Origin of the sequence: Paucibacter sp. M5-1, from assembly GCF_027498415.2 — a bacterium.
In the GTDB taxonomy this organism is placed as follows: domain Bacteria; phylum Pseudomonadota; class Gammaproteobacteria; order Burkholderiales; family Burkholderiaceae_C; genus Roseateles_E.
This window is the reverse complement of sequence record NZ_JAPZLM020000001.1, coordinates 3,346,197-3,371,597: the sequence shown is the minus strand read 5'-3', so window position 1 is coordinate 3,371,597 and position 25,401 is coordinate 3,346,197. Positions and strand designations below refer to the sequence as shown.

Annotated in this window: 27 protein-coding genes; 16 read left to right on the top strand and 11 right to left on the bottom strand. The window is 69.9% G+C overall.

The annotated features are described in order from the left end of the window. Window positions 1-73: 73 nt before the first annotated feature. The 3 genes from O5M90_RS15750 (at window position 74) to O5M90_RS15740 (ending at window position 3,241) form a co-directional block, all read left to right on the top strand. Window positions 74-1,042: an ATP-binding cassette domain-containing protein gene (locus tag O5M90_RS15750; protein ID WP_269839481.1), complete on the top strand. Its 969-nt coding sequence runs from the start codon at window positions 74-76 to the stop codon at window positions 1,040-1,042. Further along, window positions 1,036-1,803, top strand: coding sequence for a hypothetical protein (locus O5M90_RS15745; RefSeq protein WP_269839480.1), 768 nt, complete (start codon window positions 1,036-1,038; stop codon window positions 1,801-1,803). The genes O5M90_RS15750 and O5M90_RS15745 overlap by 7 nt, the downstream gene beginning before the upstream one ends. Window positions 1,804-1,969: 166 nt before the next feature. Then, complete coding sequence (locus tag O5M90_RS15740; RefSeq protein WP_137944927.1) at window positions 1,970-3,241, top strand: Glu/Leu/Phe/Val family dehydrogenase; 1,272 nt, start codon at window positions 1,970-1,972, stop codon at window positions 3,239-3,241. Window positions 3,242-3,263: 22 nt separating this feature from the next. Here O5M90_RS15740 and O5M90_RS15735 read toward each other — a convergent pair whose 3' ends face one another. Next, a complete protein-coding gene (locus O5M90_RS15735) occupies window positions 3,264-3,779 on the bottom strand; it encodes an HPP family protein (RefSeq protein WP_262968646.1) in 516 nt (171 codons plus the stop codon). Window positions 3,780-3,907: 128 nt separating this feature from the next. Here O5M90_RS15735 and O5M90_RS15730 point away from each other — a divergent pair, with 128 nt between their 5' ends. Then, window positions 3,908-4,459, top strand: a complete 552-nt coding sequence (locus tag O5M90_RS15730; RefSeq protein WP_137944929.1) for a TetR/AcrR family transcriptional regulator — start codon at window positions 3,908-3,910, stop codon at window positions 4,457-4,459. Here the strand turns inward: O5M90_RS15730 and O5M90_RS15725 are convergent. Both O5M90_RS15725 and O5M90_RS15720 read right to left on the bottom strand, forming a co-directional pair. Beyond that, complete coding sequence (locus tag O5M90_RS15725; RefSeq protein WP_269839479.1) at window positions 4,456-4,833, bottom strand: ribbon-helix-helix domain-containing protein; 378 nt, start codon at window positions 4,831-4,833, stop codon at window positions 4,456-4,458. The genes O5M90_RS15730 and O5M90_RS15725 overlap by 4 nt on opposite strands. A 32-nt stretch (window positions 4,834-4,865) precedes the next feature. After that, on the bottom strand, window positions 4,866-5,447 hold the full coding sequence (locus tag O5M90_RS15720; RefSeq protein WP_137944931.1) for a DJ-1/PfpI family protein: 582 nt from the start codon (window positions 5,445-5,447) through the stop codon (window positions 4,866-4,868). A 116-nt stretch (window positions 5,448-5,563) separates the two neighbouring features. Between O5M90_RS15720 and O5M90_RS15715 the strand changes: the two genes are divergently transcribed. The 4 genes from O5M90_RS15715 to O5M90_RS15700 are packed head-to-tail and all read left to right on the top strand — an operon-like array spanning window position 5,564 to window position 8,581. After that, window positions 5,564-6,553: a KpsF/GutQ family sugar-phosphate isomerase gene (locus O5M90_RS15715; RefSeq protein ID WP_269839478.1), complete on the top strand. Its 990-nt coding sequence runs from the start codon at window positions 5,564-5,566 to the stop codon at window positions 6,551-6,553. After that, window positions 6,553-7,131: a KdsC family phosphatase gene (locus tag O5M90_RS15710; RefSeq protein ID WP_269839477.1), complete on the top strand. Its 579-nt coding sequence runs from the start codon at window positions 6,553-6,555 to the stop codon at window positions 7,129-7,131. The genes O5M90_RS15715 and O5M90_RS15710 overlap by 1 nt, the downstream gene beginning before the upstream one ends. Continuing rightward, the gene (gene lptC, locus O5M90_RS15705) at window positions 7,131-7,814 is read left to right on the top strand and encodes an LPS export ABC transporter periplasmic protein LptC (protein WP_269839476.1); all 684 of its coding nucleotides are present in this window, start codon (window positions 7,131-7,133) and stop codon (window positions 7,812-7,814) included. Before O5M90_RS15710 ends, lptC begins: the two co-directional genes overlap by 1 nt. Continuing rightward, the gene (locus O5M90_RS15700; RefSeq protein ID WP_269839475.1) at window positions 7,811-8,581 is read left to right on the top strand and encodes an SDR family oxidoreductase; all 771 of its coding nucleotides are present in this window, start codon (window positions 7,811-7,813) and stop codon (window positions 8,579-8,581) included. Before lptC ends, O5M90_RS15700 begins: the two co-directional genes overlap by 4 nt. Here the strand turns inward: O5M90_RS15700 and O5M90_RS15695 are convergent, their stop codons facing one another. From O5M90_RS15695 to O5M90_RS15685, 3 genes are all read right to left on the bottom strand, one after another. After that, the gene (locus O5M90_RS15695; RefSeq protein ID WP_269839474.1) at window positions 8,582-9,814 is read right to left on the bottom strand and encodes an RNA polymerase sigma factor; all 1,233 of its coding nucleotides are present in this window, start codon (window positions 9,812-9,814) and stop codon (window positions 8,582-8,584) included. Continuing rightward, a complete protein-coding gene (locus tag O5M90_RS15690) occupies window positions 9,801-10,151 on the bottom strand; it encodes a YciI family protein (protein ID WP_269839473.1) in 351 nt (116 codons plus the stop codon). The genes O5M90_RS15695 and O5M90_RS15690 overlap by 14 nt, the downstream gene beginning before the upstream one ends. Before the next feature lie 138 nt (window positions 10,152-10,289). Next, on the bottom strand, window positions 10,290-10,760 hold the full coding sequence (locus O5M90_RS15685) for an RNA recognition motif domain-containing protein (RefSeq protein ID WP_137944938.1): 471 nt from the start codon (window positions 10,758-10,760) through the stop codon (window positions 10,290-10,292). Window positions 10,761-11,013: 253 nt separating this feature from the next. On the opposite strand from O5M90_RS15685, the gene O5M90_RS15680 reads away from it, so the two are divergent. The 7 genes from O5M90_RS15680 to O5M90_RS15650 all read left to right on the top strand — a co-directional run bounded on the left by O5M90_RS15680 (window position 11,014) and on the right by O5M90_RS15650 (window position 18,699). Beyond that, window positions 11,014-11,928, top strand: coding sequence for a hypothetical protein (locus tag O5M90_RS15680; protein WP_137944939.1), 915 nt, complete (start codon window positions 11,014-11,016; stop codon window positions 11,926-11,928). 8 nt (window positions 11,929-11,936) lie between these two features. Next, complete coding sequence (locus tag O5M90_RS15675; protein ID WP_269839472.1) at window positions 11,937-12,698, top strand: helical backbone metal receptor; 762 nt, start codon at window positions 11,937-11,939, stop codon at window positions 12,696-12,698. Between the two features lie 10 nt (window positions 12,699-12,708). Next, window positions 12,709-13,350 (top strand): MarC family protein, encoded by a 642-nt coding sequence (locus tag O5M90_RS15670; protein ID WP_137944941.1) that lies wholly within the window; start codon window positions 12,709-12,711, stop codon window positions 13,348-13,350. A gap of 10 nt (window positions 13,351-13,360) precedes the next feature. Further along, complete coding sequence (gene creB, locus O5M90_RS15665) at window positions 13,361-14,029, top strand: two-component system response regulator CreB (protein WP_262968655.1); 669 nt, start codon at window positions 13,361-13,363, stop codon at window positions 14,027-14,029. A gap of 85 nt (window positions 14,030-14,114) precedes the next feature. Continuing rightward, window positions 14,115-15,554, top strand: a complete 1,440-nt coding sequence (gene creC, locus O5M90_RS15660; protein WP_269839471.1) for a two-component system sensor histidine kinase CreC — start codon at window positions 14,115-14,117, stop codon at window positions 15,552-15,554. An 81-nt stretch (window positions 15,555-15,635) separates the two neighbouring features. After that, window positions 15,636-17,003 (top strand): cell envelope integrity protein CreD, encoded by a 1,368-nt coding sequence (gene creD, locus O5M90_RS15655; protein ID WP_269839470.1) that lies wholly within the window; start codon window positions 15,636-15,638, stop codon window positions 17,001-17,003. Between the two features lie 43 nt (window positions 17,004-17,046). Further along, window positions 17,047-18,699 carry a GMC family oxidoreductase gene (locus tag O5M90_RS15650; RefSeq protein ID WP_269839469.1) on the top strand — a complete coding sequence of 551 codons (1,653 nt, stop codon included), beginning with the start codon at window positions 17,047-17,049 and terminating at the stop codon, window positions 18,697-18,699. A gap of 3 nt (window positions 18,700-18,702) precedes the next feature. Here the strand turns inward: O5M90_RS15650 and O5M90_RS15645 are convergent, their stop codons facing one another. From O5M90_RS15645 to O5M90_RS15630, 4 genes are all read right to left on the bottom strand, one after another. Beyond that, the gene (locus O5M90_RS15645) at window positions 18,703-19,155 is read right to left on the bottom strand and encodes a DUF2214 family protein (protein WP_269839468.1); all 453 of its coding nucleotides are present in this window, start codon (window positions 19,153-19,155) and stop codon (window positions 18,703-18,705) included. A gap of 113 nt (window positions 19,156-19,268) precedes the next feature. Continuing rightward, entirely contained in the window at window positions 19,269-20,648 is a 1,380-nt protein-coding gene (locus O5M90_RS15640) for a leucyl aminopeptidase family protein (protein WP_269839467.1), read from the bottom strand. A gap of 43 nt (window positions 20,649-20,691) precedes the next feature. After that, window positions 20,692-21,051 carry a thioredoxin family protein gene (locus O5M90_RS15635; RefSeq protein WP_137944948.1) on the bottom strand — a complete coding sequence of 120 codons (360 nt, stop codon included), beginning with the start codon at window positions 21,049-21,051 and terminating at the stop codon, window positions 20,692-20,694. Between the two features lie 331 nt (window positions 21,052-21,382). Further along, a complete protein-coding gene (locus O5M90_RS15630; RefSeq protein ID WP_440402515.1) occupies window positions 21,383-23,953 on the bottom strand; it encodes a DEAD/DEAH box helicase in 2,571 nt (856 codons plus the stop codon). A gap of 592 nt (window positions 23,954-24,545) precedes the next feature. On the opposite strand from O5M90_RS15630, the gene O5M90_RS15625 reads away from it, so the two are divergent. Further along, the gene (locus tag O5M90_RS15625) at window positions 24,546-24,719 is read left to right on the top strand and encodes a DUF1016 N-terminal domain-containing protein (protein ID WP_269839466.1); all 174 of its coding nucleotides are present in this window, start codon (window positions 24,546-24,548) and stop codon (window positions 24,717-24,719) included. Window positions 24,720-24,945: 226 nt separating this feature from the next. Here O5M90_RS15625 and O5M90_RS15620 read toward each other — a convergent pair whose 3' ends face one another. After that, window positions 24,946-25,392, bottom strand: coding sequence for a hypothetical protein (locus O5M90_RS15620; protein WP_440402156.1), 447 nt, complete (start codon window positions 25,390-25,392; stop codon window positions 24,946-24,948). Between the last annotated feature and the right edge of the window lie 9 nt (window positions 25,393-25,401).

Genomic DNA, 25,401 nt, shown 5'->3' with positions numbered 1-25,401 from the left:
TGCGTTCAGACGGTGCGTGCATATTCCGCCGCACAAGCATCCGCGCCAGCGCGCGCACGAGATGAGGCAGGGAGTGAAGACCAAGATGAGCGTCAGCGACGAGCCCTTGCTGCGCCTGGATGGCGCCAGCAAGACCTACCGGCGCGCGGGCCGCGAGATTGCGGCGCTGCGCGACTTTTCGCTGAGCCTGGCGGCCGGCGAGATCGTCGGCCTGCTGGGGCCCAACGGTTCGGGCAAGACCAGCTGCATCAAGCTGCTGACCGGCCTGTGCGGCGCCGACGGGGGCAGCCTCGGCTGGCGCGGCCGGGCCCTGGCCGCCGGCCGCCAGGGCCCGCATCTGCGTGAGTTCGGGGTGTTGCTGGAAGGGCGCGGCGCCGGCTACGAGCGCCTGTCGACCCTGGAGAACGCGCGCTACTTCTGCGCGCTGCGCGAGGCCCGCTTCGAGCGCGCGCATTTCGACGCGCTGGCCGCGCTGCTGGACATTCCCGATGTGCACTCGCCGCTGCGCCAGCTGTCCACCGGCAACAAGCTGCGCGCTGCGCTGCTGGGCGTGCTGATCCACAAGCCGGCACTGGCCCTGCTGGACGAGCCGACCCTGGGCCTGGACCTGTCCGGCGTCGAGCGGCTCGAAGCCCTGGTGCGCCATGCGGCGGCCCAGGGCAGCGCCTTCCTGATCAGCTCGCACGATCTGCATTTCATCGAACGCCTGTGCTCGCGCATTGTCTGTATCAAGCAGGGCGAGAAGGTGTTCGACGGCAGCAAGGCCGAGTTCCTGCGCCTGGAGCATGAATATGTGCTGCGCCTGCAGCCGTCCGACGCCGTGCTGCCGGCCCTGCCGCTGGACCTGGGCCCGCTGGCCTGGCAGGCGGCCGAGACGCCGGGCGTCTGGCAGCTGCCGCTGCGCGACCAGGCCCAGGCCTGCGCGCTGCTGGCCGCCCTGCTGCCCCAGTTGGCGGCCAGCCATGGGCTGGAGCTGCGCCGCATCGCGCTGCGCGACAAGTATCTGAGCCTGGTCGGTGCGGCGGAGGCCTCGCCATGCTGAGCCGCTGGCCGCGCCATCTGGCCAATGAATTGCGTCGAGCCTTCTATCTGCAGCGGCGCTACTGGTTCGAGGGCCTGCTGGGCCTGGGCCTGCTGCTGAGCCTGTTCGGCGGCCTGCTCTATGCCGTGCTGTCGGTCAACGGCAGCGCGCTGGCCTCGGGCGAGGCCGATGGCTTGATCGTTGGCTTTGTGCTGTGGCTGTTCGCGGCCTCGGCCTTTGGCAGCGTCTGCCAGGATGTGCAGGAGGAGACCGAGCAGCGCAGCCTGGAGCAGCTCAGCCTGGGGCCGCTGCCGCTCTGGGCCTTGCTGAGCCTGCGCGCCCTGCTGAAGCTGCTGGGCGGGCTGCTGATGCTGGGGCTGACCCTGTGGCTGGCCGAATGGCTGGCGGGCGGCCGGCTGCAGATCAGCCACGGCCCGGTGCTGGCGGCGGCGCTGCTGGCGGTGCCGGCGCTGATCGGTGTCGGCTATGCGCTGGGCGGCCTGCTGCTGCTGGTCAAGAAGGCCGAGCTGCTGCTGGTGGTCTGCTACCCGGCCGTGATCGGCCTGGTGGCCCTGCCCGCCTACCCGATCAATGCCCAGGCCCTGCTGCCCTATGCGCTGGGAGCGGCGGCGGCGCGCGCCTCGGCCGCCGGCGCCGCGCTGCCGGCCAGCGTGTTCGGCTGGATCGCGCTGAATTCGCTGGCCTATCTGCTGGCCGGTCTGCTGATCTACGGCGTGCTGGAGCGGCGGGCGCGTCGGCTGGGGGTGTTGGGGCATTTCTGAGTGGGCATCCCGGCAACAACCTTGCCCAAACAAGGCATACGGCGCACACTTTTGATGTCTATGCGTTCGCCGCATGGCCGCATGTGCACTCGGCTTTGGAATCGCTGGCGTGGCGAGCCGGGTTCGCGATACCGTTCGCGCCACCGAAAAGTTACCGGAGCATTACATGCCCAATCTGTCCTTTGTCTCGCCCACGCGCAACAGTCCCTGGGGTACCTATCTGTCCCAGATCGACGCCGTTGAACCCTACCTGGGTCATCTGGCACGCTGGGTCGAGACGCTGCGCCGACCCAAGCGCGCGCTGATCGTCGACATCCCCATCGAGCTGGACAACGGCACCATCGCCCACTTCGAGGGCTACCGCGTCCAGCACAGCCTGACCCGCGGCCCCGGCAAGGGCGGCGTGCGCTACCACCCCGACGTCACGCTGGAAGAGGTGATGGCGCTGTCGGCCTGGATGACGATCAAGAACGCGGCGGTCAACCTGCCCTACGGCGGCGCCAAGGGCGGCATCCGCGTCGATCCCAAGCAGCTGTCGCTCAAAGAGCTGGAGAAGATGACGCGCCGTTACACCAGCGAGATCGGCATCATCATCGGCCCGCAGCAGGACATCCCGGCTCCCGACGTCAACACCAACGGCCAGATCATGGCCTGGATGATGGACACCTACTCGATGAACACCGGGGCCACCGCCACCGGCGTCGTCACCGGCAAGCCGATCCCGCTGGGCGGCTCGCTGGGCCGCGTGCAGGCCACCGGCCGCGGCGTGTTCGTGATCGGCCGCGAGGCGATGCGCCGCCTCAACATCCCGATGGATAACGCCCGCATCGCGGTGCAGGGCTTCGGCAATGTCGGCTCGATCGCCGCCAAGCTGTTCGCCGCCAACGGCGCCAAGATCGTCGCGGTGCAGGACCACACCGGCACCATCCTGAACGAGTCGGGCTTCGACATGACGAACCTGCTCGACCATGTGGCCAAGACCGGCGGCGTCGGCGGTTTTGCCGGTGGCGATGCGATTGCCAATGACGATTTCTGGAAGGTGCGCAGCGATGTGCTGATCCCGGCCGCACTGGAAGGCCAGATCACCGCTTCCCGCGCCGAAGGCCTGCAGACCCGGCTGGTGCTGGAAGGCGCCAACGGCCCGACCACGCCGGACGGCGACGCCGTGCTGGCCGACCGCGGCATCGTGGTTGTTCCTGACGTGATCGCCAACTCGGGCGGCGTGACCGTGTCCTACTTCGAGTGGGTGCAGGACTTCAGCAGCTTCTTCTGGACCGAGGACGAGATCAATGTCCGCCTGGACAAGATCATCACCGGCGCCTTCAAGCACATCTGGGAAACCTCCGAGCAGCACCGCATCCCGCTGCGCACGGCGGCCTTCGTCGTGGCCTGCACGCGGGTGCTGGAAGCCCGGGAAGAGCGCGGCCTCTACCCCTGAAGCCTGCGGCCCGACCGGGCCGCTAGCTCCAGTAGCGCGGATAGCTGCCGCGCTGGCGCAGGTTGTTGACCAGCAAGGCCACCAGCACGATGGCCAGCGAGCCGGCCAGCACCGGCGTCAGCAGAAATGTGGCGCCGGCCTGGCTGGCGAACACCACCAGCGGGTCGGCGCCAGCCGGCGCATGTACGGTCCGGGTGATCTGCATCAGCGCCAGCGCCAGGCCCACGGCAATGCCCGCCGCCCACCAGCTATCGCCCAGCACCAGCATGACCAGCAGCCCGACCAAGCTGGCCACCAGATGCCCGCCCACAATGCTGCGCGGCTGGGCCAGCGGGCTGTCGGGCAGGCCGAAGGCCAGCACGCAGCTCGCGCCGAACGGGGCCATCTGCCAGGGGTAGCCGCTGGCCTGGGTCAGCCAGCCGGTCAGCGCGATTGCCAGCGTCGCGCCCAGTGCCGACCACAGGACGAAGGCCGGCGGCGGACTGGCCGGTGCACGCGAGGCCGGCAGTCGCTTAAGGCGCGCAAGAAACGAGGGCATGGCTTGGCTCCGGTGGCATCAATAACCGCAATGGTAAACAGATCGGTATACCTAAGTCAACCGATCGGTTTACTTGCGACCCCGTCGGGCCGATACTGGCACTCTTGCCAACCAGGAGTCAGACACGCATGAGCAAGGCCGAGCATCTGGTCCAGCGAGCGATGCAGCTGTTCTACCGCCAGGGGTTTCATGCCACCGGCGTTGACCAACTGAGCCGCGAGGGCGAGCTGACGAAGAAGACGCTGTACCGCTATTTCCCGACCAAGGAGGCCCTGGTGCATGCCGCGCTGCGGGCCCGCCACGAGCTGCTGCTGGCCCGGATACGCGCCCATGTCGAGCGCCGGCCGACGCAGCAGCGGCCGCTGGCCTATATCGACTTTGTCTGCTGCTGGAGCCGCGAGCCCGATTTCTGCGGCTGCGCCTTCATCAATGCCGCCGCCGAATATGCGGATGCGGCCGATCCGGCCCATGTGATCGCGGCCGAGCACAAGAAGAGCCTGCGCGACTATCTGCAGCGCCTGTGTGAGGAGGCCGGGCTGGCCGCGCCGGCCCGGGCGGCCGCCACGCTGTTCCTGATCGGCGAAGGTCTGACGGTGGCCGCCCAGGTGGCGGGCGCCGATGCGGCGCTGGCGGACCAGGCGATGGCACTGGCGGCCGCAGCGCTGGCGCAGCCGGCCTAGGCCAGATCCACCCGCTGCGGCCGCCGGGCCCAGCTGTCCGGCAGGTCCTGCAAGACCTGGTGGGCGTCGAGCGAGCGGATCGGCACCGCCAGATCGACGGGAATGCGCTGGCGCGCCTGCAAAGCCATATAGCGCAGCGCGCTGACCCGCAGAAAGGACGCGAAGTTGCCGACCGCGCCGCGCGCCTGCACCAGCTCGTCGTAGAGCTTCTCGATCAGCTGGGTCACGCCCATGCCGTCGCGCGCGCCGATCTCCTCCAGCACTTCCCAGTGCAGGTTCTCGAGCCGGATGCTGGTGACCACGCCATGCAGGCGCAGCGAGCGGGTGCGCGACTCATAGGACTCGGGGTTGGCGCTGATGAAGACTTCGCACATGGTCGGCTCCTGAGGGCGTGGACGATTCTGCGTCAAAGCTCGATGCGCGTGCCCAGCACCGCCAGGAATTGCGCGATCCAGGCCGGGTGGGCCGGCCAGGCTGGTGCGGTGACCAGGCGGCCGTCGGTGACGGCCTGGTCGACCGGGATCTGGGCATAGCTGGCGCCGGCCAGCTCGACCTCGGGCGCACAGGCCGGATAGGCCGAGACTTTTCTGCCGCGTATCACGCCGGCGGCGGCCAGCAGCTGGGCGCCATGGCAGATCGCCGCGATCGGCTTGTCGGCGCGGGCGAAGTGCTGGACCAGCGCGACCACGCCGGGCACGGTGCGCAGGTACTCGGGGGCGCGGCCGCCCGGGATCACCAGGCCGTCATAGTCCTCGGGCCGGACATCGGCAAAGGTGGCGTTGAGCGTGAAGCGGTGGCCGGGCTTCTCGGAATAGGTCTGGGCGCCCTCGAAATCGTGGATGGCCGTCAGCACATGGTCGCCGGCCACCTTGCCGGGGCAGACCGCATCGACCCGGTGGCCCACGGCCAGCAGGGCCTGGAAGGGCACCATGATCTCGTAGTCCTCGACATAGTCGCCGGCCAGCAGCAGCAGTTTCTTCGCGCTCATCGACAGTCTCCTGTTTGGCGACGGCGGATGCCGTCGTGCCGATTGTGGAAACGCGCGCCCTGCGATGGGTAATAGCCGGCCACTACAGCGCCCGGCGCCGCCGCTACACTGGCCGGATGACGCATTCCCCGCCCTTTGACGCCGCGCGCGCCCTGGCCATGGCCCGGCAGACGCTGCAGATCGAGGCCGCCGCGCTGACCGGCCTGCTGCCCCGTCTGGGCCCCTCGTTCTCGGCCGCCGTGCAGGCCGTGATGGACTGCTCCGGCCGGGTCGCGGTGATGGGCATGGGCAAGAGCGGCCATGTCGGCCGCAAGATCGCCGCGACGCTGTCCTCGACCGGCACGCCGGCGCTGTTCGTCCACCCGGCCGAGGCCAGCCATGGCGATCTGGGCATGGTCACGACCAAGGACGTGGTGCTGGCCCTGTCCAATTCGGGCGAGAGCGATGAGCTCAACGCCATCCTGCCGGTGCTCAAGCGCCTGGGCGTCGTCATCATCGCGATGACCGGTGGCGCCACCTCCAGCCTGGCACGGCACGCCGACTTCGTGCTCGACAGCAAGGTCGACCAGGAGGCCTGCCCGCTGAACCTGGCGCCCACCGCCAGCACCACCGCCCAGATGGCGCTGGGCGACGCGCTGGCCGTGGCCCTGCTGGACGCGCGCGGCTTCAAGGAAGAAGACTTCGCCCGCTCCCACCCGGGCGGTGCGCTGGGCCGCAAGCTGCTGACCCATGTGCATGACCTGATGCGCAGCGGCGAGGCACTGCCGACCGTGGCACCCGAGGCCAGCTTCAGCGAGATGATGCGCACGATGTCGGCCAAGGGCCTGGGCGCGGCCGTCGTCGTCGATGCCGACCGCGAGGTGCTGGGCATCTTCACCGACGGCGATCTGCGCCGCCTGATCGAGCGTGGCGAAGACCTGCGCGCGCTGAAGGCCGGCGAGGTGGCGTCCAAGCACCCGCGCACGGTCTCGGCCGACGCGCTGGCGGTCGATGCCGCCGACCTGATGGAGCGCGCGCGCATCACGCTGGTGCTGGCGGTCGACGCCCAGCAGCGCCTGGTCGGCGCGATCAGCATCAACGACCTGATGCAGGCGAAGGTGATCTGATGCGGGCCAGCTTGCAATTTCCCCCCGAGCTGCTGCTCAAGGCCCAGGGGCCGGGTCTTGCCATCAAGGCCGCGATCTTCGATGTCGATGGCGTGCTGACCGACGGCCGCATCTATATCGGCGAGCAGGGCGAGAGCTTCAAGGCCTTCTCGACGCTGGACGGCCACGGCCTGAAGCTGCTGGACCAGGGCGGCATCACCCCCATCATCATCACCGGCCGCGATTCGCCGGCGGTGCGCCGCCGCGTCGCCGACCTGGGGCTCCGGCATGCCGTCTACGGCGCCAAGAACAAGCTGGCCGTGGCCCAGCCGCTGCTGGACCAGCTGGGCCTGGACTGGCGCGAGGTCGCCGCGATGGGCGATGACTGGCCCGACCTGCCCCTGATGACGCGCGCCGGCTTTGCCTGCGCACCGGCCCAGGCCCATGCCGAGGTCCGGGCCGTGGCCCACCACATCACCGCCGCGCCCGGCGGCCATGGCGCGGCGCGCGAATGCTGCGATCTGCTGCTGATGGCGGCCGGCCGCTACCAGGCCCTGCTGAGCAGCCATCTCGAGACCCTGGACGGGGGCCATCCCTGATGGTGACCCTGGCCCCGCCGCCGGCGCCGAGCCGGCGCCGCCTGCCGCAGAGCTGGCTGTGGCGGCTGCAGTCGCTGGCCTCGGCCTATCTGCCGCTGCTCTTGATGGCTTTTCTGGCCGCCGGCACCTGGTGGCTGGTCAAGAACACGCCGCTGCTGGACGGGCCGATGGAGCCGGTGCCGCCGCGCCATGTGCCCGACTACCGCATGCAGGGCTTCGAGCTGCAGCGCTTCGATGCCGCCGGCGCGCTGCGCTTTAGGGTCGAGGGCAGCGAGATGCGCCACTATCCCGATACCGACACGCTGGAGATCGACGGCGTGCGCCTGCGCGCCTTCGCGGCCGACGGCGCGATGCTGCTGGCCACCGCGCGGCGTGCCGTCGGCAACGGCGACGGCAGCGAGATGCAGCTGCTGGGCGATGTCACGGTGCAGCGCTTCGAGCCGCTGCGCGAGGGCGGGCTGTCCCAGCGGCCGGCGCTGGAGGTGCGCGGCGAGTTCCTGCATGCCTTTCTGAGCAGCGAGAAGCTGCGCTCGCATCTGCCGGTGCTGCTGCGCTATGCCGGCGGCGAGGTGCGCGCGGCCTCGTTCGAGTACGACCATCTGAGCGGCAAGCTGGGCTTTGGCGGCCGCAGCAGCGCCCGTTTCGATCCGCCCGGCGCGCGCAAGCCCGTCGCAACACCATGAAACTGGTCTATATCACCGGCGCCTCCAGCGGCATCGGCCAGGCCCTGGCCCTGCAGTACTACCGCGCCGGCTGGCGCCTGGCCCTGGTGGCGCGGCGCGTCGACGAGCTGCGCGCCTGGGCCCAGGCGCAAGACCTGGCCCCCGAGCGCTGGGCCGTCTACGGCGCCGATGTGCGCGATGTCGACGCCATCACCGGCGCCGGCCGCGCCTGCATCGCGACCCAGGGCCTGCCGGATGTCGTGATCGCCAATGCCGGCATCAGCATCGGCATGGACACGGCCGAGCTGGCGGACATCGAGGTGATGCGGCAGATATACGAGACCAACAATATCGGCCTGGCCGCCACCTTCCAGCCCTTTGTCGCGGCGATGCTGGCACGCGGCAGCGGCGCGCTGGTGGGCATAGGCAGCGTGGCCGGCATCCGCGGCCTGCCCGGCCATGCGGCCTACTGCTCCAGCAAGGCGGCGGTGATCAGCTATTGCGAGAGCCTGCGCGGCGAATGCCGGCCCTTCGGTGTCAAGGTCGTGACGATCTCGCCGGGCTATATCGACACGCCGCTGACGCGCCAGAACCGCTACAGCATGCCCTTCCTGATGCAGCCGGACGATTTCGCGGCACGCGCCTTCGAGGCCATCGCGGCCGGCGCCAGCTACCGCGTGATCCCCTGGCAGATGGGCGTGGTCGCCAAGCTGATGCGGGCCCTGCCCAATGCGCTGTTCGACAAGCTGCTGGCCGGCCGGCCGCGCAAGCATCGCCAGGGGCACTGATCAGCCGCAAGCGTCGAGCAGGGACTGGAGCTGGCGCTGCTCGGCGGGATGGCGGGCACGCCGCAGCGCCTCGGCATAGTCGGCGCGGGCCTCGTCCGGCCGGCCCAAGGCCCGCCGCCATTGCGCCCGCGCGGCCCAGGCATAGGGCGTGGGCTGCTGGCCCAGCTGCGCCCAGTCCTCGTCCAGCCGGGCCAGTGCGGCCGCAGGCCCCTCGGTATGCGCCAGTGCCACCGCATGGCCCAGGCGTGCACAGGACGAGCCGTCCAGCGCCAGCAAGGCCTCGTAGTAGTGCCGCAGCCGAGCCCAGTCGGTGGCCTCCCAGCTGGGCGCGCGGGCATGCTCGGCAGCGATGCAGGCCTGCAGGTGATAGCTGCTCAAGACCTGACCCCGTGCGGCCAGTTGCAGATGGCGCAGGCCCATCTCCACCATGCGGCGGTCCCAGCGGCCACGCGATTGCTCCGGCAGCCGCACCAGATCGCCCATCGCATCGAGCCGGCCGTCCAGGCGCGCGCCATGCAGCAGCAAGAGGGCGGCCAAGGCGTCGGCCTCGGCGGCCGCGCTGCTCGGGTGGGCGGCCAGCGCGCGCGCCAGCCGGATCGCCTCCCAGCACAACTCCTTGGTGATCACCGCAGGGCCCTGGCCGGCGCTCTGGTAGCCCTCGTTGAACATCAGGTAAAGCGTTGCCAGCACGGCTGCGCGGCGCGCCGCCAGCTCGGTTGGCGGCGGCAGGGCCAGGTCTTGCGTAGCCAGCAGTTGACGGGCGCGTGCCAGGCGCTGAGCAAGCGCGGCGTCACCACACAACAGGCCGGCGGCTATGGTCCGCAGCGGCAGGCCGGTCAGCAAGCGCAGCGCCAGCGCGACCTGGCTGGCCAGCGGCAGCGCCGGATGGCAGCAGGCGAACAGCAGCTGGAGTTCTTCATCATCGAGCTCGGCGGCAAAGCGCTCGCCGGCGCTTGCTCGCGGATCGGGCCAGTCGGCGGCCTCATCCAGCGGCCGCAGCGGCGCTTCGTGGCGCAGCTGATCCACCGCTGCACGCCAGGCCACGCGGTAGAGCCAGCCGGCCGGGTTATCCGGCCAGCCTTGCAGGGGCCAGAGCCGCGCGGCGCGCAGCAGCGCGGTCTGCAGCGCGTCCTCGGCCACGGCGATATGGGCCAGGCCCAGGCCGTGCAGCAGCTGGGCGGTCAGGCGCGGGAACTCGCGCCTGACCAGCTGATCAAAGTCAGAGGGCTTCAATCTGACGCAGCGTGATCCAGCTGCTGCCGCCCAGGTGCGGGCAGGTGGCGGCCAGGGCCTCGGCTTCGGCCAGACTCTCGGCCCGGATGATGAAGAGGCCGCCGATCACGTCCTTGGCCTCGGCCCAGGGCCCGTCGCTGGCCAGCAGCTGGGCGCCGGGGCGGCGCAGCTGGCGCCCGCCGTCATCGCAGAGCTTGTGGCCGGCGCTGAGCCGGCCCTGCTGGCGCAGCGTCTCGGCCCAGTCGCTGTAGCGCTGGATCAGCGCGCGCAACTCGTCCTTGCTCATGGTCGGCTGGTCGGCCGGGGTTTCGTGCAAGAGCATCAGATAGTCATGCATGGCGTGGTCCTCGTGGTGGCAGCGGGCCGATATGGCCCGCTTATGGACATGACGGCCGGCTGGGGCCTTCCATGACGCGCAGCGGAAAAAAGAAAAGGCGCCCGAGGGCGCCTTTGTCATTCATGCCTGCAGTGCAGCTCAGTAGCCACCGCGGTTGCCACCGCCGAAGCCGCCACCGCCGGAACGGCCACCGCCGCCACCGCCGTAGCCGCCACCGCCGGAACGGCCACCGCCGCCACCGCCGCCGTAACCACCACCACCGCCGCCGCCGCCGAAGCCGCCGCCACCGGAACGGCCACCGCCGCCACCGAAGCCGCCGCCGCCCGAACGGCCACCGCCGCCGAAGCCGCCCGGACGCTCTTCACGAGGACGGGCCTCGTTCACGACGATGGCGCGGCCGTCGAGGGCCTGGCCGTTCATGCCGTTGATGGCGGATTGCGCCTCGGCGTCGGATGCCATTTCCACAAAGCCGAAGCCCTTGGAACGACCGGTATCACGATCCATCATGACCTTTGCGGAGGTCACAGTGCCAAATTGACCGAATGCTTCTTGCAGCGATTCGTCGCGCACGCTATAGGCCAGGTTGCCTACGTAAAGCTTGTTTCCCATGGGGAAGCCCTTTCAATACCAAAAAACCATGTGGAGCTTCTCCATCGTGAACCATTCAAGCGAAGGTGCGGCTTCCAGACACAGGTAAACGATTATGGGTGATGGGTCCAGGCCGGCGCAAAGCGCAAGAGTCAAGTGTTGTTTTTCAGCTTCTGAGAGAAAACCCGGAAAACCGTTCCGATCGCACACCGGCAGCCGCCACGAAGACGTAGTGATGACTGGCTATCATCGCGGCCACCGAGCTCCCCCATCCATGTCCCAGAAAATCTCGCTCCAGGCGCTCAACCGCGTGCTCTCCAGCCTGGACGCCGCGCGCAACGGCCCGGCCCTCTATGCCCTGCTGAGCACCTTTAGCGTGGCCGGCCTGCTGCTGGCGATGGCCGAGTCGGCGCTGGCGCGCAGCGACACGCCCTGGGGCGTGGTCTGGGCCGGGCTGGCGCTGACGGTCGCCTTTTATGGGGTCAACACCACCGGCCTGCTGCTGATGGACCAGGCGCTGGGCCGGCCGGTGCGCGATGTGCAGGACGCCTTGCGCGACGCGCTGCTGGTGGCGCATCGGGTGCTGCTGAGCCTGGCCGTGGTGCTGGGTGGGCTGGGCCTGGTGCTCGCGGCCCTGCTGGGCCTGCTGTGGGCGGCCCGCCTGCCCTGGCTGGGCGCGCCGCTGTTCGCGCTGACGGTGCCGCTGGGCGTGCTGTTGCTGGGCTTGAGCTCGTTTGCCGTGCTGGTGCTGGTGGGGCCGCTGACGGGGCCCTCGGTCTGGGCCGGCCAGACGGTGCGGCCCACGCTGCGCCTGCTGGCGCGCCAGCTGCGCGGCGGCCTGCTCGATGCCGCGGTGCTGATGGCGGCGGTGCTGCTGCTGACGGCCGTGGTCAGCGCGGCGGTCAGCTTTGTCGTGATCAGCGGGGCGCGGGCCATGTCCTTGCTGGCGATCTGGGGCGCCGATATCAGCCTGCCGCCGCAGCAGCTTATGGCCGGGCTGTTCGGCTACGGCCTGCGCAGCCTGGGCGCGGCCGGCGCGCCGGTGGCCGGCAGCCCGCAGGGCATGGCGGCCCTGGTCGGCGGCGGCGTCGTGTTCGCACTGGCCCTGGTGCTGCCGGCCCTGATCTATCTGCGCGGCTGCTGCGCGGTCTATCTGGCGCTGCGCGAAGTGCCGGACGAGGGCCTGTGAGCAACCCCGTGCGTATCGCCTCCCTGGTGCCCAGCCTGAGCGAGCTGCTGGCGGCCCTGGGCCTGGCGCCCTGGATGGTGGCGCGCACCGGCTTTTGCATCCACCCGGCCGAGGTGATGGCGGCCGTGCCCAAGGTCGGCGGCACCAAGGATGTCAATCTGACCAAGCTGCGCCGGCTCGCACCGACCCATGTGCTGGTCAATATGGACGAGAACCGGCTTGAGACGGTGCAGGCGCTGCGCGAGTTCGTGCCCGAGATCGTCATCACCCATCCGCAAGGCCCGGCCGACAATCTGGCGCTGCTGACGCAGATGGCTGATGCCTTCGGCGCCCTGCCCGGCGTGCGCGAGCGCGCCGAGGCGCTGGCCCAGGTCCTGCGCGCCGAGCTGGCGCGCTGCGCGGCGCAGCCCTGGCCGGTCCAGCGGGTGCTGTATCTGATCTGGCGCGAGCCCTGGATGACGGTGGCGCGCGACACCTATATCGCCCGCATGCTGGCCCAGGTCGGCTGGCAAAGCTGGCCGGCGGTCGAGGGCGGCGAGACCGGTGCCGCGCGCTATCCGGTGCTGGCCGGCACCGAGCCCTGGCTGGGCCAGATCGACCGCGTGCTGCTGAGCTCCGAGCCTTATCGCTTCGACGAGACCCATCTGGCCCTGGCCCAGGCCCTGTGTCCGCAGGCCCGTGTGCAGCTGGTCGATGGCGAGCTGCTGAGCTGGTACGGCCCCCGGGCGGCCCAGGGTCTGGCCTATTTGCGCGCGCTGGCCCAGCGCTGACAATGCCGCGATGGATCTGTACAAACCCCTGATCGCACTGCTGGCCATCGTCAATCCGATTGGCGTCGTGCCCTTCTTCATCCATTTCACGCAGAGCTTCACGCGCCAGCAGCGCCAGCGCACGATACGGGTCAGCGCCTTCACGGCCTTTCTGGTGATAGGCATCAGCGCGCTGGCCGGCCTGAAGATCATCGAGTTCTTCGGCATCTCGCTGGCCAGCTTCCAGGTCGGCGGCGGCACCCTGCTCTTGATCAGCTCGATCCAGATGCTGAACGCCCAGCCGGCCGAGACCCGCAAGGAAGATGTCGCCGAGGGCGCCAACAAGGCCGACGCCGGCGCCAGCATCGCGGTCGTGCCGCTGACCATCCCGCTGCTGACCGGCCCGGCGACGATCTCGACCATGGTCATCTATGCCGAGAAGACCCGCCACTGGTGGGAGCTGGGTGTGCTGGTCGGCTATGGCGTCGTGGTCGGCCTGGTGACTTTCGCGGTGTTCACCGCCTCGGGCCGCATCGCGCGGGTGCTGGGCCAGACCGGCATCAACATCATGACCCGGCTGATGGGCCTGATCCTGGCCGCGCTGGCGGTGGAGCTGCTGGCCGATGGGCTGACCAAGCTGTTCCCGGTGCTGGCCTCCCACATCGCCCGCTGATCGTCCCTTGATGAGCGAGATCCTGCTGCTGGAGGACGACCCGGCCATCGCCCAGACCGTCGTCTTCGCGCTGCAGCGCGAGGGTTTTGTGCTCGCCCATTGCAGCTGGCTGCACGAGGCCCGCGCGCGGCTGGCGCAGCACGAGCCCGCGCTGGCGATCTTCGATGTGGGCCTGCCCGACGGCAATGGCCTGGACCTGTGTCGCGAGCTGCGCGCCGCCGGCAGCCGGCTGCCGCTCCTGATGCTCAGCGCCCGCAGCGAGGAGCTGGACCGGGTGCTGGGCCTGGAGCTGGGCGCCGACGACTACCTGGCCAAGCCCTTCAGCCCGCGCGAGCTGGTGGCGCGGGTGCGGGCGCTGCTGCGGCGCGCGCAGGCCCCGGTGGCGGCGCCGGCGCCGCAGGGTTTCGTGATCGAGGCGGGGGGCTCGCGCATTCGCTTTCGCGGCCAGCTGCTGGACCTGACGCGCCGCGAGCTGGGCCTCTTGAGCCGGCTGCTGGCCGCGCCGCAGCGCATCCACAGCCGCGAGACCCTGCTCGACGCCGTCTGGGGCCATGAGGCCGACAGCGGCGACCGCACGGTCGACACCCATATCAAGACCCTGCGTGCCAAGCTGCGCGCGGTGGCGCCCGAGCTGGACCCGATACGCACGCATCGTGGCCTCGGCTATTCACTCGAATGAAATGAGCCCCCACGCTCACTCCGTTCGCTGCCCCCCGAGGGGGCGCACCCTGCCTTTGGGGCGGCCCGGCCGGCAGGGTTGATCGATGCGCCTCGGCCTGCGTCTGCTCTTCGGCTTCTTCCTGATCGCCGGCCTGTCGGCCTTTGTCGTGCTGCGCCTCGTGCTGGCCGAGGTGAAGCCCAGCGTGCGCGAGGTGATGGAAGACATCATGGTGGACACGGCCAATCTGCTGGCCGAGCTGGCGCAGGACGATATCGCGGCCCTGCCGGCAGGCGCCGACCTGGCCGGCAGCCGCTTTGCGCAGCGCGTGCAGGACTATGCGCAGCGGCCGGTCGACGCCCACATCTGGGGCCTGCGCAAGCAGAGCCTGGACTTCCGCATCTATGTCACCGACGCCCAGGGTCGGGTCTTGCTCGACTCGGGCCCGCGTCCGGCCGTCGGCGAGGACTACTCGGGCTGGCGCGATGTGGCGCGCACGCTGCGCGGCGACTATGGCGCGCGCTCGACCCGGCTCACCGAGGGCGACGACCGCAGCTCGGTGATGTATGTGGCCGCGCCGGTGCGCCGCGAGGGCGCGGTCATCGGCGTGGTCACGGTGGCCAAGCCGCTGGCCACGGTGCAGCGCTTCATCGACCGGGCCGAGCGCCGCATCCTGATCGCCGGGCTGGCGCTGCTGGGCCTCTCGATGGCGCTGGGCGTGGCGGTGACCCTGTGGCTGGTCTGGCATGTGCGGCGGCTGCGCGACTATGCGCGCCAGGTGCAGGCCGGCCAGCCGCAGCAGCCGCCGCCGGCCGTGCCCGGCGAGCTGGGCGAGCTGGCGCGGGCGATGGCGGCGATGCGCGAGCGGCTCGACGGGCGCGAGCACATCGAGCACACGGTGCGCGCGCTCACCCACGAGCTGAAAAGCCCGCTGGCCGCGATGCGCGGTGCCGGCGAGCTGCTGCAGGACGAGCTGGCCCCGGCCGACCGCCAGCGCTTTGCCGGCCAGGTGGTGGCGCAGAGCGAGCGCATGGGCGAGCTGGTCGAGCGCCTGCTGGAGCTCTCCAAGCTGGAGATGCAGCAGGGCCCGGCGCATCCGCAGCGGCTGCGCTTCGACGCGCTCGTCGAGGCCGTGCTGGCCCCGCTGCGGGATCGCCTTCAGCAGCAAGACCTGACCCTGCTGTGGCTGGCGCGAGAGGCGCTGGAGGTCAATGCTGACCGCGAGCTGCTGGCGCTGGCGCTGAGCAATCTGTTCAGCAATGCGCTGGACTTCGCGCCGGCCGGCTCGCTGCTGGAACTGAGCCTGCAGGCGGTCGACGGCCGAGCCGTGTTCGCGCTGCGCGACCAGGGCCCCGGCGTGCCGCCGGCCGCCTGGCCTCAGCTGGGCCAGCGCTTCTTCTCGACCGCCCGGCCCGGCAGTCTGCGCAAGGGTTCTGGTCTCGGCCTGGCCATCGTGCGCCAGGTCGCGGCCCTGCACGGCGGCAGCCTCGAATTCGAGCCGGCCGAGCCCGGCCTGCGGGTGCGCCTAAGCCTGCCGCTGGCCTGACTTCATCGCCGCTTCACAAACTTCCTCGTCGCCACACCGGCGTTCGCGAGACTGCCTGTGTCACAACACAGAGGAGTCCGTATGGGATCGCGCGCCGTGGTTTGGAAACTGCTCATCCTGGCAGGCGTCAGCCTGCTGCTGAGCGTGGTGCTTTTGCGCATCGGCTGGCTGGTCGACGAGCGCCAGGCTCGGCAGCAGGAGGCGGTGGCCAGCGTCGAGCAGGCCCAGGCCGGTGCGCAGACCCTGCTGGGGCCCTTGCTGCTGCGCCAGTGCAGCGAAGAGTGGGAGACCCTGGTGATGGACGAGAACCAGGAGCGCCGTCGCAGCACCGCGAAGCGCGATTTCGTCATCAGCGCCGTGCCCGAGCGCCTGCAGGTCGGCGGTGCGCTGAACCAGGAGGCGCGCTACCGCGGCATCTTCAAGGTCAATGGCTACGCCGGCCGCCTGCAGTTCGATGCCCAATGGGCCTCGCTGCAAGCGCTGGAGCCGCCGCGTGCCCAGCAGCCCGGTGGTCGGGTGCAATGCGGCCCGGTGCAGGCCATGTTGGCCAGCAGCGATGCGCGCGGCCTGCGGGCGGCCACGCTCAAGCTCGGCGAGCAGGCCCTGGCCGTCAAGCCCGGCACCGGCCACCCGGCCTATGTGCGCGGTCTGCATGCGCCGCTGCCCGAGACCCTGGCGCTGGACGCGCCGCTGAGCTTGCAGCTGAGCCTGGAGCTGGCCGGCACCCAGCGCTTTGCCCTGGTGCCCGCCGCCGCCGCGACGAGCCTGAACCTGCGCTCCGACTGGCCGCACCCCAGCTTCGGCGGGCGCTTCCTGCCCAGCTCGCGCGAGATCGGCGAGGCCGGTTTCAGTGCGCAGTGGCAGGTCTCCGAGCTGGCCAGCACGGCCCCGGCCGATGTGCTGCAGCACAAGGTCGTCGGCGGCCTGGGCGGCAGCGGCAATCAGGAGATCGACACGCTGGAGTTCGCGATGGTCGATCCGGTCAATCCTTATGTGATGAGCGACCGGGCGATCAAGTACGGGCTGATGTTCATCCTCCTGACCTTTGTCTGCGTCGGCCTGGTCGAGCTGATGTCGGGCCGGCGGGTGCACCCGGTGCAGTACCTGCTGGTGGGCCTGGCACTGAGTCTGTTCTTCCTGCTGCTGCTGAGCCTGTCCGAGCACCTCGGCTTCGGCCTGTCCTATCTGCTGGCGGCCGGTGCGGCGGTGGGGCTGCTGGGCTATTACGGTGCGGCGATGCTGGGGACCTGGCAGCGCGGCCTGGGCTTCGGCGCCGGGGTCGCCGGGCTGTATGCGGCGCTCTATGTGCTGCTGAGCCTGGAACAGGCCTCGCTGATCGTCGGTGCGCTGCTGCTCTTTATCGTGCTGGCCGCTGTCATGGTGCTGACACGGCGCCTCGATTGGTATGCCTTGGGCGCGTCTGCAACGGCCGCGGCCTCGAGTCGGTAGGAACGCCATTGCCGCGCGCTGCCGACTGCGCCAGCATCGCGGCATGGCTCTGACTTTCGACTACATCATCATCGGCGCCGGCACGGCCGGCTGCCTGCTGGCCAACCGGCTCAGTGCCGATGCTTCCAAGCGCGTGCTGCTGCTGGAGGCCGGCGGCAAGGACGATTACCACTGGATCCACATCCCGGTCGGCTATCTCTACTGCATCGGCAATCCGCGCACCGACTGGCTGTACCAGACCGAGCCCGACGCCGGCCTGAACGGCCGCGCGCTGCGCTACCCGCGAGGCAAGGTGCTGGGCGGCTGCTCCAGCATCAACGGCATGATCTATATGCGCGGCCAGGCCCGCGATTACGACGGCTGGGCCCAGGCAACGTCCGACCCCGCCTGGCGCTGGGACGAAAGCCTGCCCTTCTTCAGGAAGCACGAGAACCACTGGCGGCTCGACGGCGGCCAGGGCAGCGAGGCGTTCAAGGCCCTGCACGGCCATGGCGGTGAGTGGCGGGTCGAGCGTCAACGGCTGCGCTGGGACATCCTCGATGCCTTTGCCCAGGCCGCCACCCAGGCCGGCATCCCGGCCACCGAGGATTTCAACAGCGGCAGTAACGAGGGCGTCGGCTATTTCGAGGTCAACCAGCGCGCCGGCTGGCGCTGGAACACCGCCAAGGCCTTTCTGCGCCCGACCTGCTACGGCCGGCCCAACTTCGAGCTGTGGACCGGCTCGCAGGTGCAGCGGCTGACGCTGGACCGCGGCGTCGACGGCGCGCTGCAGTGCAGCGGCGCCGTGGTGATGACGCCGCATGGGCTGGAGACCGTCGCGCTGGAGCCCGGCGGCGAGGTCTTGCTTGCGGCCGGCGCGATCGGCTCGCCGCAGATCCTGCAGCTCTCCGGTATCGGGCCGGCGGCACTCTTGCAACAGCACGGCATCGAGGTCCGGCAGGACCTGCCCGGCGTCGGCGCCAATCTGCAAGACCATCTGCAGATCCGCGCGGTCTTCAAGGTGGCCGGCGCCAAGACCTTGAACACGCGGGCCGGGAGCCTGTTCGGCAAGGCCCTGATCGGCCTGGAATATGCGTTCAAGCGCAGCGGGCCGATGAGCATGGCGCCCTCGCAGCTGGGCGCCTTCGCGAAGAGCAGCCCGGACAAGACCTGGCCCGATCTGCAGTACCACGTCCAGCCGCTCTCGCTCGATGCCTTCGGCGAGCCGCTGCACGGCTTCAATGCCTTCACCGCCAGCGTCTGCAATCTGAACCCGACGAGCCGGGGCACGGTGCAGATCCGCTCGGCCGATCCGCAGGCCGCACCGGCGATCGCGCCCAACTATCTGAGCACCGACGAGGACCGTCGCATCGCCGCCGAGAGCTTGCGGCTGACCCGCCGCATCGTCGCGCAGCCGGCGCTGGCGCCCTACAAGCCCGAGGAGTTCAAGCCCGGCCCGCAGTACCAGAGCGACGAGGAGCTGGCCCGCCTGGCCGGCGATATCGCGACGACGATCTTCCACCCGGTCGGCACCTGCAAGATGGGCCGCGCCGACGACGCGCTGGCCGTGGTCGACAGCCGGCTGCGGGTGCGCGGCGTCGCGAGGCTGCGCGTCATCGATGCCAGCGTGATGCCCAGCATCACCAGCGGCAACACCAACTCGCCGACCTTGATGATCGCCGAGCGGGCGGCGGCGTGGATACGGGCCGGCGACTGAGCGCTAGAAGCCCATGCCCTTGGCCATCAGCGAGGCGCACAGGCTCAGCGGCAGCAACAGGCCCAGCTGCAGATTCAGGCTCAGCCGCACGCGCCGGTGCTGGGCCGCGCTGACCTGCGGTGCGCGGCCGGCCTTCAGCTCGGCACCCCAGCGGATGAAGGTGACGGTGGGGATGATGGACAGCAGGCCGATCGCGACAAACAGGCCCAGCTTCAGATGGAAGAAGGGATTGGCGCTGTAGAAGGCCCAACCCTTCTCGAAATGGTAGGCGCGGGCGAAGCCGGCCAGCAGCAGGGTCACGGCGCTGAGGCCGTAGATCCGGTCGACCTGGGCCAGGCGCCGGGCCTCTTGCAGGCTGGGCGTCGGGCCGAAGCTCAGCCATTGATAGGCCAGCGCGGCGACGATGCCGAACACGGCCAGGAAATGCACAAAGGCGACGAGGGCGTTGATCAGCATGGCGGGCGGCGGCTGGGGCCGGACTGTGACGATGGCCGCCACTGTGCCGCAGCGCGGCGGCGCCGGCCACCGGGCTGCGACGAGACGCCGCTGCCCGGCGCCAAGCCACGGGCTCAGGCCGTGAAGCGCTGCTCCAGATAGGCCAGCAGCGTGCGTATGGTCTGCGCCTCGCCGCCGATGGGGCGCCCCGGCCGGGCCACATCGTTCCAGGCGAACAGGTCGATATGCAGCCAGTCCTGGTTCTCCGGCACGAAGTACTCGAGGAACAGCGCGGCGGTGACCGCGCCGGCCAGCGGGGTCTTGCCGGTGTTGACGATGTCGCCGATCGTGCTCTCGATGCTGGCCTTGTAGGGCGCCCACAGCGGCATATGCCACAGCGGGTCGTCCAGCTTCAGGCCCAGGTCGACCAGGTCGCGGGCGGTATCGAAATGCTTGCTGAACAGCGCCGGCAGCTGCGCGCCCAGGGCCACGCGGGCGGCGCCGGTCAGCGTCGCCAGGTCGATGATCAGCTCGGGCTTGTGCTCCGAGGCATAGGCCAGCGCGTCGCTGAGGATCACGCGGCCCTCGGCATCGGTGTTGCCGATCTCGATATGCAGGCCCTTGCGGGTCGGCACGATGTCGCCGGGGCGGTAGGCATTGCCCGAGATCGCGTTTTCGACCGCCGGGATCAGCACCTGCAGGCGCACCGGCAGCTTCAAGGCCATGATCAAGCTGGCCAGGCCCAGCGCATTGGCGGCGCCGCCCATGTCCTTCTTCATCTGGCGCATGCCCTCGCCGCCCTTGATGTTCAGGCCGCCGGTATCGAAGCAGACGCCCTTGCCGACGATGCTCAGCAGCGGTGCCTTGGGCGAGCCCCAGTTCAGCTCGATCAGGCGCGGTGCCCGGTGGCTGGCGCGGCCCACCGCATGGATGGCCGGGAAGTTCTGCTTCAGCAGCGCGTCGCCGACGATCTGCTTGAAGCTGGCGCCGTGCTGCTTGGCCACCAGCTGGGCGGCCTTGGCCAGCTCCTCCGGGCCCATATGCTCGGCCGGGGTGTTGACCAGGTCGCGGGTCGCGGCCATCGCGGTGGCCAGCGCCAGGCCGCGCTGGGCCGCCGGGCTGTTCGTCAGGGTCAGCACCGCCGGCGGGCGGCGGCGCGGCTTGTAGAGGTCGAACTGATAGCCGCCCAGTTCCCAGGACAGCGCGGCCGCCTCGGCGTCCATCGCCAGGCCATCCTCGGCCAGGGCGTAGACGCCTTCCGGCAGGGCTTGCGGCAGCGCGGACAGCGCGAACGGCGCATGGGCGTGGGCCACGCCGGCGAACACCCGGCCCAGCTTGCCGTCCGGCCCCGGCACCAGGGCCAGGCTGTCGGGCGCGCCGACAAAGCCCAGCGTCGCCAGCCAGTGGCGGGTCGGCGCGGGGAGTTGCGGGGCAAGGGCCTGGAAGGCGGCGCGGTCGACCACGGTGATGGCGATGGCGCTGGCGGGGGCAGACTTTTTGAGTTGAACCGTCATGGCTGATGGGGTTGAGCAGGTCGCCCATTCTCCCGCATGCGGCTCAACAGCTCTGTTGCAGCCGGGACAGCAGGGCCTGGGCGGCGGGGCTGGCTGGGGTGGCCGGGCCGGCGCCAAGCGCCGCCAGCAGGCGCTGGGCGGTGGCCAGCTGGGGCGTCACCGGGCCGATGAAGCGCAGCTGCTGGCCCTGGCCGACCAGCAGGGTCGGGAAGGTCTCGACCTCCAGATCGCCGACCAGCTCGGCATCGTCCTCGATATCGACCCAGACAAAACGGTAGCCCGGGTGCTGCTCGCGCAGCGCGGCAAAGACCGCGTGGTAGTCGTCGCAGACCCGGCACCAGCCGGCGCACAGGCAGGCGACCAGGGTGGTGGCGGGCAGGGCGGCGGGGGCGTTGGGCGGCATGGCGCTGCACTGTAGCGAGAAAGCGGCAAAGATTTGTTGCAAGTCGCTGTCAACCGCCCCAGTTTGGACGGCGTTGTGCCCGTACCCGCAGGTAATTGCACCAAGTCGGGCTGGAGAAGAAGGCATCAGCCATGAAAAGTCAGCAGCACCAACAGCAACGCAACGAATCTCAAGTCCGCCCCCTGGCAATGGCGGAGCTGAATACCGACAAAGGCCGCAAGCACGAGGCTTTCGAGCCCGGCAGCCTGGGCAGCGACCGCCGCAGCCTGGCCCGCGCCCTGCGTTTCGACCGCAAGCGCTGAACCGGAAATGCACCGCTAAGGTGCATTTCTCAGGCCAGCGGCGCCAGCAGCCGCTCTAGATCCTGCTCGGTGAACTTGGCCGCATCGGCCCCGTCACTGCCCAGCACGCCCTCGGCCAGCGCCAGCTTGCGGGCCTGCAGCTCCAGCATCCGTTCCTCGATGCTGCCTTCCACCACCAGTTTGTAGACAAACACCGGCTTGTCCTGGCCGATGCGGTGCGCCCGCGCGCTGGCCTGGGCCTCGACGGCCGGGTTCCACCAGGGGTCGACATGGATCACCGTGTCGGCCGCCGTCAGGTTCAGGCCGACGCCGCCGGCCTTCAGACTGATCAGCATCAGGGGGCAGGCCTCGGCCTGGAAGCGCCGCACGATCTCGCCGCGTTGCGCCACCGGCGTCGCGCCGGTCAGCACCAGGAAGTCCAGTTCCTGCTGCCGCAGCTGCGCGGCGATCAGCCCCAGCATCTCGGCGAACTGCGAGAACACCAGCACCCGCCGCCCCTCGGCCAGCAGCTCCGGCAGCATCTCGGCCAGCAGCTCCAGCTTGGCGCGCTCGGTGTCGGGTTTGATCTGTTCCACATCCTTCAGCAGCAGCGGGTCGCAGCAGACCTGGCGCAGCTTCAGCAAGGCGTCCAGCACGGTGATCTGCGAAGCGCCAAAGCCGCGCCGCTGCAGCACGCGCCGCACCTGGGTATCGGCCGCCACCCGCACGCTCTCATACAGATCGCGCTGCTGGCCATAGAGCCGCACCCGCCGCGTCACCTCGGTCAGCGGCGGCAGCTCGGTGGCCACCTCCTCCTTGCGCCGGCGCAGGATGAAGGGCCGCACCCGTGCGCTCAGCAGCTGGGCGCGCAGGCTCTCGCCATTGACCTCGATGGGCTTGCGCCAGAGCCTGAAAAAACTGCGCTCGTCGCCCAGAAAGCCCGGCATCAAAAAGTCGAACTGCGCCCACAGCTCGCCCAGATGGTTTTCCAGCGGCGTGCCGGTCAGCGCCAGCCGGTGCCGCGCGCGCAGGCGCCGCACCGCCTTGGCCGCGCGGCTGCCGGCGTTCTTGACCGTCTGCGCCTCGTCGAGGATCAGCAGATGCCAGGGTTGGGCGGCCAGCGCCTCGATATCGCGCCACAGCAGCGGATAGGTCGACAGCACCAGGTCGTAGTCGGCCAGGCGCGGGAAGTGCGCATGGCGCTCGGGCCCGTGCAGCAGCAGCACGCGCAGCTCCGGCGCGATGCGCCGCGCCTCGGCCAGCCAGTTGAACAGCAGCGAGGTCGGCAGCACGGCCAGCGCCGGCCGATCGGCCATGCGGCCGGCCTGCTTTTCGAGCAGCAGATGGGCCAGGGCCTGGGCCGTCTTGCCCAGGCCCATATCGTCGGCCAGGATGCCGGCCAGGCCTTGCTCACGCAGGTATTGCAGCCAGGCCAGGCCGGCCAGCTGGTAGCCGCGCAGCGTCAGGCCCAGGCCCTCGGGCGGCGCCACCGGCCGCGGCGAGCCGGCCGCGCGCAGCTTGTTGGCCATCTGGCGCAGGCCGGCGTCGCCCTGGATCTGCCAGCCGGCGCGGCCCTGGTCCAGCAGCTCCAGCCGGCCGGCATCCCAGTCGCTGAGCTGCAGCGGGCCCTCGGCGCGCTTGGGGTCGGCCAGCAGGTCCACCATCGCGCCGAGTATGGGCTTGAGGATGGACGCCGGCGCCTCGATGCGGCGCCCGCCCGGCGCGTGCAGCAGGATGATGGACAGGTCGTCGATGGCCGCGATCTGCTCGGCATCGAACCAGCGCGCATCGCGGCGCAAGAGGTCGGCAATCATCGGCGCCAGATCCAGGCTCTCGCCCTCGATCTCGACGCCCAGGCTCAGCAGCCAGGCGCCCTCGCGGGCCGGCAGGCTGAGCGGATCGATGCGGATGCGCCAGGCCTCGCCGGCCACCGCGCGGTGCGCGAAACCGGGCCGCGCCTCGACCGCCCAGCCCAGCTTCTGCAGCTCGGGCACCCGCTCGGTCCAGAACTCGCCGAAGAACTCCTCCTGCAGCAGGGTCCAGAGGTTCTCGTGCCCGGCTACGGCCGCCGGGCTGCGCCATTGCAGCGCGGCCGGGTCCAGCGGCAGCAAGCCCAGGGCCCAGAGCTGGTCGCGCGCCTCGGCCTCGGCGCCGAGATCGCGCTGAAGCCTGCGCCCGCCGTCCAGCGTCTGCGTCGCGCCCGGCCGGCTGTTCAGCAGCGAGCGCGGCGCCGGCGTGGTCCACAGCAGGCCATCGGCCAGCCGGTAGGTCCAGTCCACCTGGGCGACCGTGACCACATCGCCGCGCGGCCCCAGTTTTCCGCCGCTGGGGCTCAGACCCAGCAGACCGTCGCCACGGCCCAGGGTCTTCAGGGTCAGGCGCGGGCGGAACCGGGCGGACTCACCGACGGGCTCGGGCGCTGCCGGTTCGGGCCGCGGCGCAGGTGCAGGCGGCATCGCATCGCCCAGCAGCAGATCCATCAGCTTGGCCGCATCGGCCTCGGGCAGACGCGGCAGCTGCTGCAGCTCGGCACGGCCGGCCTTGCGGCGCAGCGCCTCGACCCAGGTGTGCAAGAGCTGCGCGCGCAGCGGCGCATCCGCCTCGGTCTGCAGTTTCAACATCAGCGCCGCCGCGTGCTCGCAAAAACGCGCGGTGCGGCAGCTGCACAGCGCGCTGTAGTGCGGCTCGCCATCGCGACCCACGACACCCTGCAGCGCCAGCTCGTAGACCTGGCCGCGCGGGCCGGGGAAGCGCGCGCTGGCGCCGTGCGCGTCCTGCCGGATATTGCTCAGCTGGTGCGTCAACTCAGCGCCGCGCTTGAGCCGCCCGCGCTCGAACAGCGTGCGCAGCGTGGCTTCGTCGGGGGGCCAGAGGCGGGGGGTGAGCGTGGACGGCGGGGGGGCGGAGGACATGGCGGCGGTGATTGTCTCCGGCCGGCCATATGCAATCATCCAGGGCCGGCTGCTTTGCAGAAGCTTGATTCGTCGACCAGCTGGTTCCTGGTCTTGCTTGGGCTACAGGACAGAAGGTGGTCGGTGCGCCGCGGCCTGCCCTATGAGTCACACACTTCGACTGGCCAAAGACGATGAAGAAACCCCAGCAGGGAGTTTGAGGGTATGAGCAACATCACCCATCACACCGACTACCGCCAGGCACTGGCCGCCATCAAACAGCGCATCCAGGCCTCGCAAACCCGTGCCGTGCTGGCGGTGAATGCCGAGTTGCTGGGCCTGTATTGGGACATTGGCCGGCCAGCTGGACGCTTGGCAGCGCGAGCGCGCCTGGGGCACGGCGGCGGTGGAGCAGATGGCGCTGGACTTGCAGGCCAGCTACCCCGGCATGAAGGGCTTTTCGCGCACCAGCCTGTTTGCCATTCGGCAGTTCTAAGCCTTCTTCAGCCCGCAGCTTGAACTTGTCCCACAGCCTGTGGCACAAATGCCCTGGGGGCATGTGCGCATCCTGCTTCATCGTCCTGGACAGGAACGAGTAGGGGCCGAGTAGGGTCAGGTCTTGAATTTGCACATCAGATTCAAGACTTGACCCCGCCACGACTTGACCCCGCCACGACTGGGCATTTGAGCGCACGCCCTCGTCCCACGTGGCTCCCCCGGGCTCAATCGGTGCAGCTGTGTGATTCCAAAGGGCCGAACGCCTTGCGGAGATGCTCCTTCAAGTCCAGCTTGTGCGCCCTATTGAATTCCGCGTTGGGCTCCTTGAGATACGACACGTGCGCGTGCCATAGCCCTTCCTCAGGCGCATGCTCAAGTTGAAAACCGTGACCCTTGACCCGAATAGCCCTGATCGCCTCCGCTGTGGCGGTGATGGCTCCGACGTACGTGTAGCTCGGCTTCGCCGGGCGCTTCTCTGCCTGCCGCTGGCAACCCATCTGGTGGATTTCTGCAATTGAAGGGGCGTAGTGCCGCCAGACTACCGACTCAGGTTCATCTCGGGGGAATTCAAAGAGTCGTGCCTCTTCGAACTCTTGTTCCGCCGGCTTCCACTTGTGGGGAGCGTCGATGTGCCGACTGACTTGGTCCTCGGGGGGAATCTCCTCGACCATACCGAGTTC

What these genes read in the sequence shown, in the direction of transcription:
- O5M90_RS15745 (WP_269839480.1), top strand. Translation starts at nt 1,036, where the DNA reads ATGCTGAGCCGCTGGCCGCGCCATCTGGCCAATGAATTGCGTCGAGCC.
- O5M90_RS15740 (WP_137944927.1), top strand. Translation starts at nt 1,970, where the DNA reads ATGCCCAATCTGTCCTTTGTCTCGCCCACGCGCAACAGTCCCTGGGGT.
- O5M90_RS15735 (WP_262968646.1), bottom strand. Translation starts at nt 3,779, where the DNA reads ATGCCCTCGTTTCTTGCGCGCCTTAAGCGACTGCCGGCCTCGCGTGCA.
- O5M90_RS15730 (WP_137944929.1), top strand. Translation starts at nt 3,908, where the DNA reads ATGAGCAAGGCCGAGCATCTGGTCCAGCGAGCGATGCAGCTGTTCTAC.
- O5M90_RS15725 (WP_269839479.1), bottom strand. Translation starts at nt 4,833, where the DNA reads ATGTGCGAAGTCTTCATCAGCGCCAACCCCGAGTCCTATGAGTCGCGC.
- O5M90_RS15720 (WP_137944931.1), bottom strand. Translation starts at nt 5,447, where the DNA reads ATGAGCGCGAAGAAACTGCTGCTGCTGGCCGGCGACTATGTCGAGGAC.
- O5M90_RS15715 (WP_269839478.1), top strand. Translation starts at nt 5,564, where the DNA reads ATGACGCATTCCCCGCCCTTTGACGCCGCGCGCGCCCTGGCCATGGCC.
- O5M90_RS15710 (WP_269839477.1), top strand. Translation starts at nt 6,553, where the DNA reads ATGCGGGCCAGCTTGCAATTTCCCCCCGAGCTGCTGCTCAAGGCCCAG.
- lptC (WP_269839476.1), top strand. Translation starts at nt 7,131, where the DNA reads ATGGTGACCCTGGCCCCGCCGCCGGCGCCGAGCCGGCGCCGCCTGCCG.
- O5M90_RS15700 (WP_269839475.1), top strand. Translation starts at nt 7,811, where the DNA reads ATGAAACTGGTCTATATCACCGGCGCCTCCAGCGGCATCGGCCAGGCC.
- O5M90_RS15690 (WP_269839473.1), bottom strand. Translation starts at nt 10,151, where the DNA reads ATGCATGACTATCTGATGCTCTTGCACGAAACCCCGGCCGACCAGCCG.
- O5M90_RS15685 (WP_137944938.1), bottom strand. Translation starts at nt 10,760, where the DNA reads ATGGGAAACAAGCTTTACGTAGGCAACCTGGCCTATAGCGTGCGCGAC.
- O5M90_RS15680 (WP_137944939.1), top strand. Translation starts at nt 11,014, where the DNA reads ATGTCCCAGAAAATCTCGCTCCAGGCGCTCAACCGCGTGCTCTCCAGC.
- O5M90_RS15670 (WP_137944941.1), top strand. Translation starts at nt 12,709, where the DNA reads ATGGATCTGTACAAACCCCTGATCGCACTGCTGGCCATCGTCAATCCG.
- creB (WP_262968655.1), top strand. Translation starts at nt 13,361, where the DNA reads ATGAGCGAGATCCTGCTGCTGGAGGACGACCCGGCCATCGCCCAGACC.
- creC (WP_269839471.1), top strand. Translation starts at nt 14,115, where the DNA reads ATGCGCCTCGGCCTGCGTCTGCTCTTCGGCTTCTTCCTGATCGCCGGC.
- creD (WP_269839470.1), top strand. Translation starts at nt 15,636, where the DNA reads ATGGGATCGCGCGCCGTGGTTTGGAAACTGCTCATCCTGGCAGGCGTC.
- O5M90_RS15650 (WP_269839469.1), top strand. Translation starts at nt 17,047, where the DNA reads ATGGCTCTGACTTTCGACTACATCATCATCGGCGCCGGCACGGCCGGC.
- O5M90_RS15645 (WP_269839468.1), bottom strand. Translation starts at nt 19,155, where the DNA reads ATGCTGATCAACGCCCTCGTCGCCTTTGTGCATTTCCTGGCCGTGTTC.
- O5M90_RS15640 (WP_269839467.1), bottom strand. Translation starts at nt 20,648, where the DNA reads ATGACGGTTCAACTCAAAAAGTCTGCCCCCGCCAGCGCCATCGCCATC.
- O5M90_RS15635 (WP_137944948.1), bottom strand. Translation starts at nt 21,051, where the DNA reads ATGCCGCCCAACGCCCCCGCCGCCCTGCCCGCCACCACCCTGGTCGCC.
- O5M90_RS15630 (WP_440402515.1), bottom strand. Translation starts at nt 23,953, where the DNA reads ATGTTGAAACTGCAGACCGAGGCGGATGCGCCGCTGCGCGCGCAGCTC.
- O5M90_RS15625 (WP_269839466.1), top strand. Translation starts at nt 24,546, where the DNA reads ATGCCGAGTTGCTGGGCCTGTATTGGGACATTGGCCGGCCAGCTGGAC.
- O5M90_RS15620 (WP_440402156.1), bottom strand. Translation starts at nt 25,392, where the DNA reads ATGGTCGAGGAGATTCCCCCCGAGGACCAAGTCAGTCGGCACATCGAC.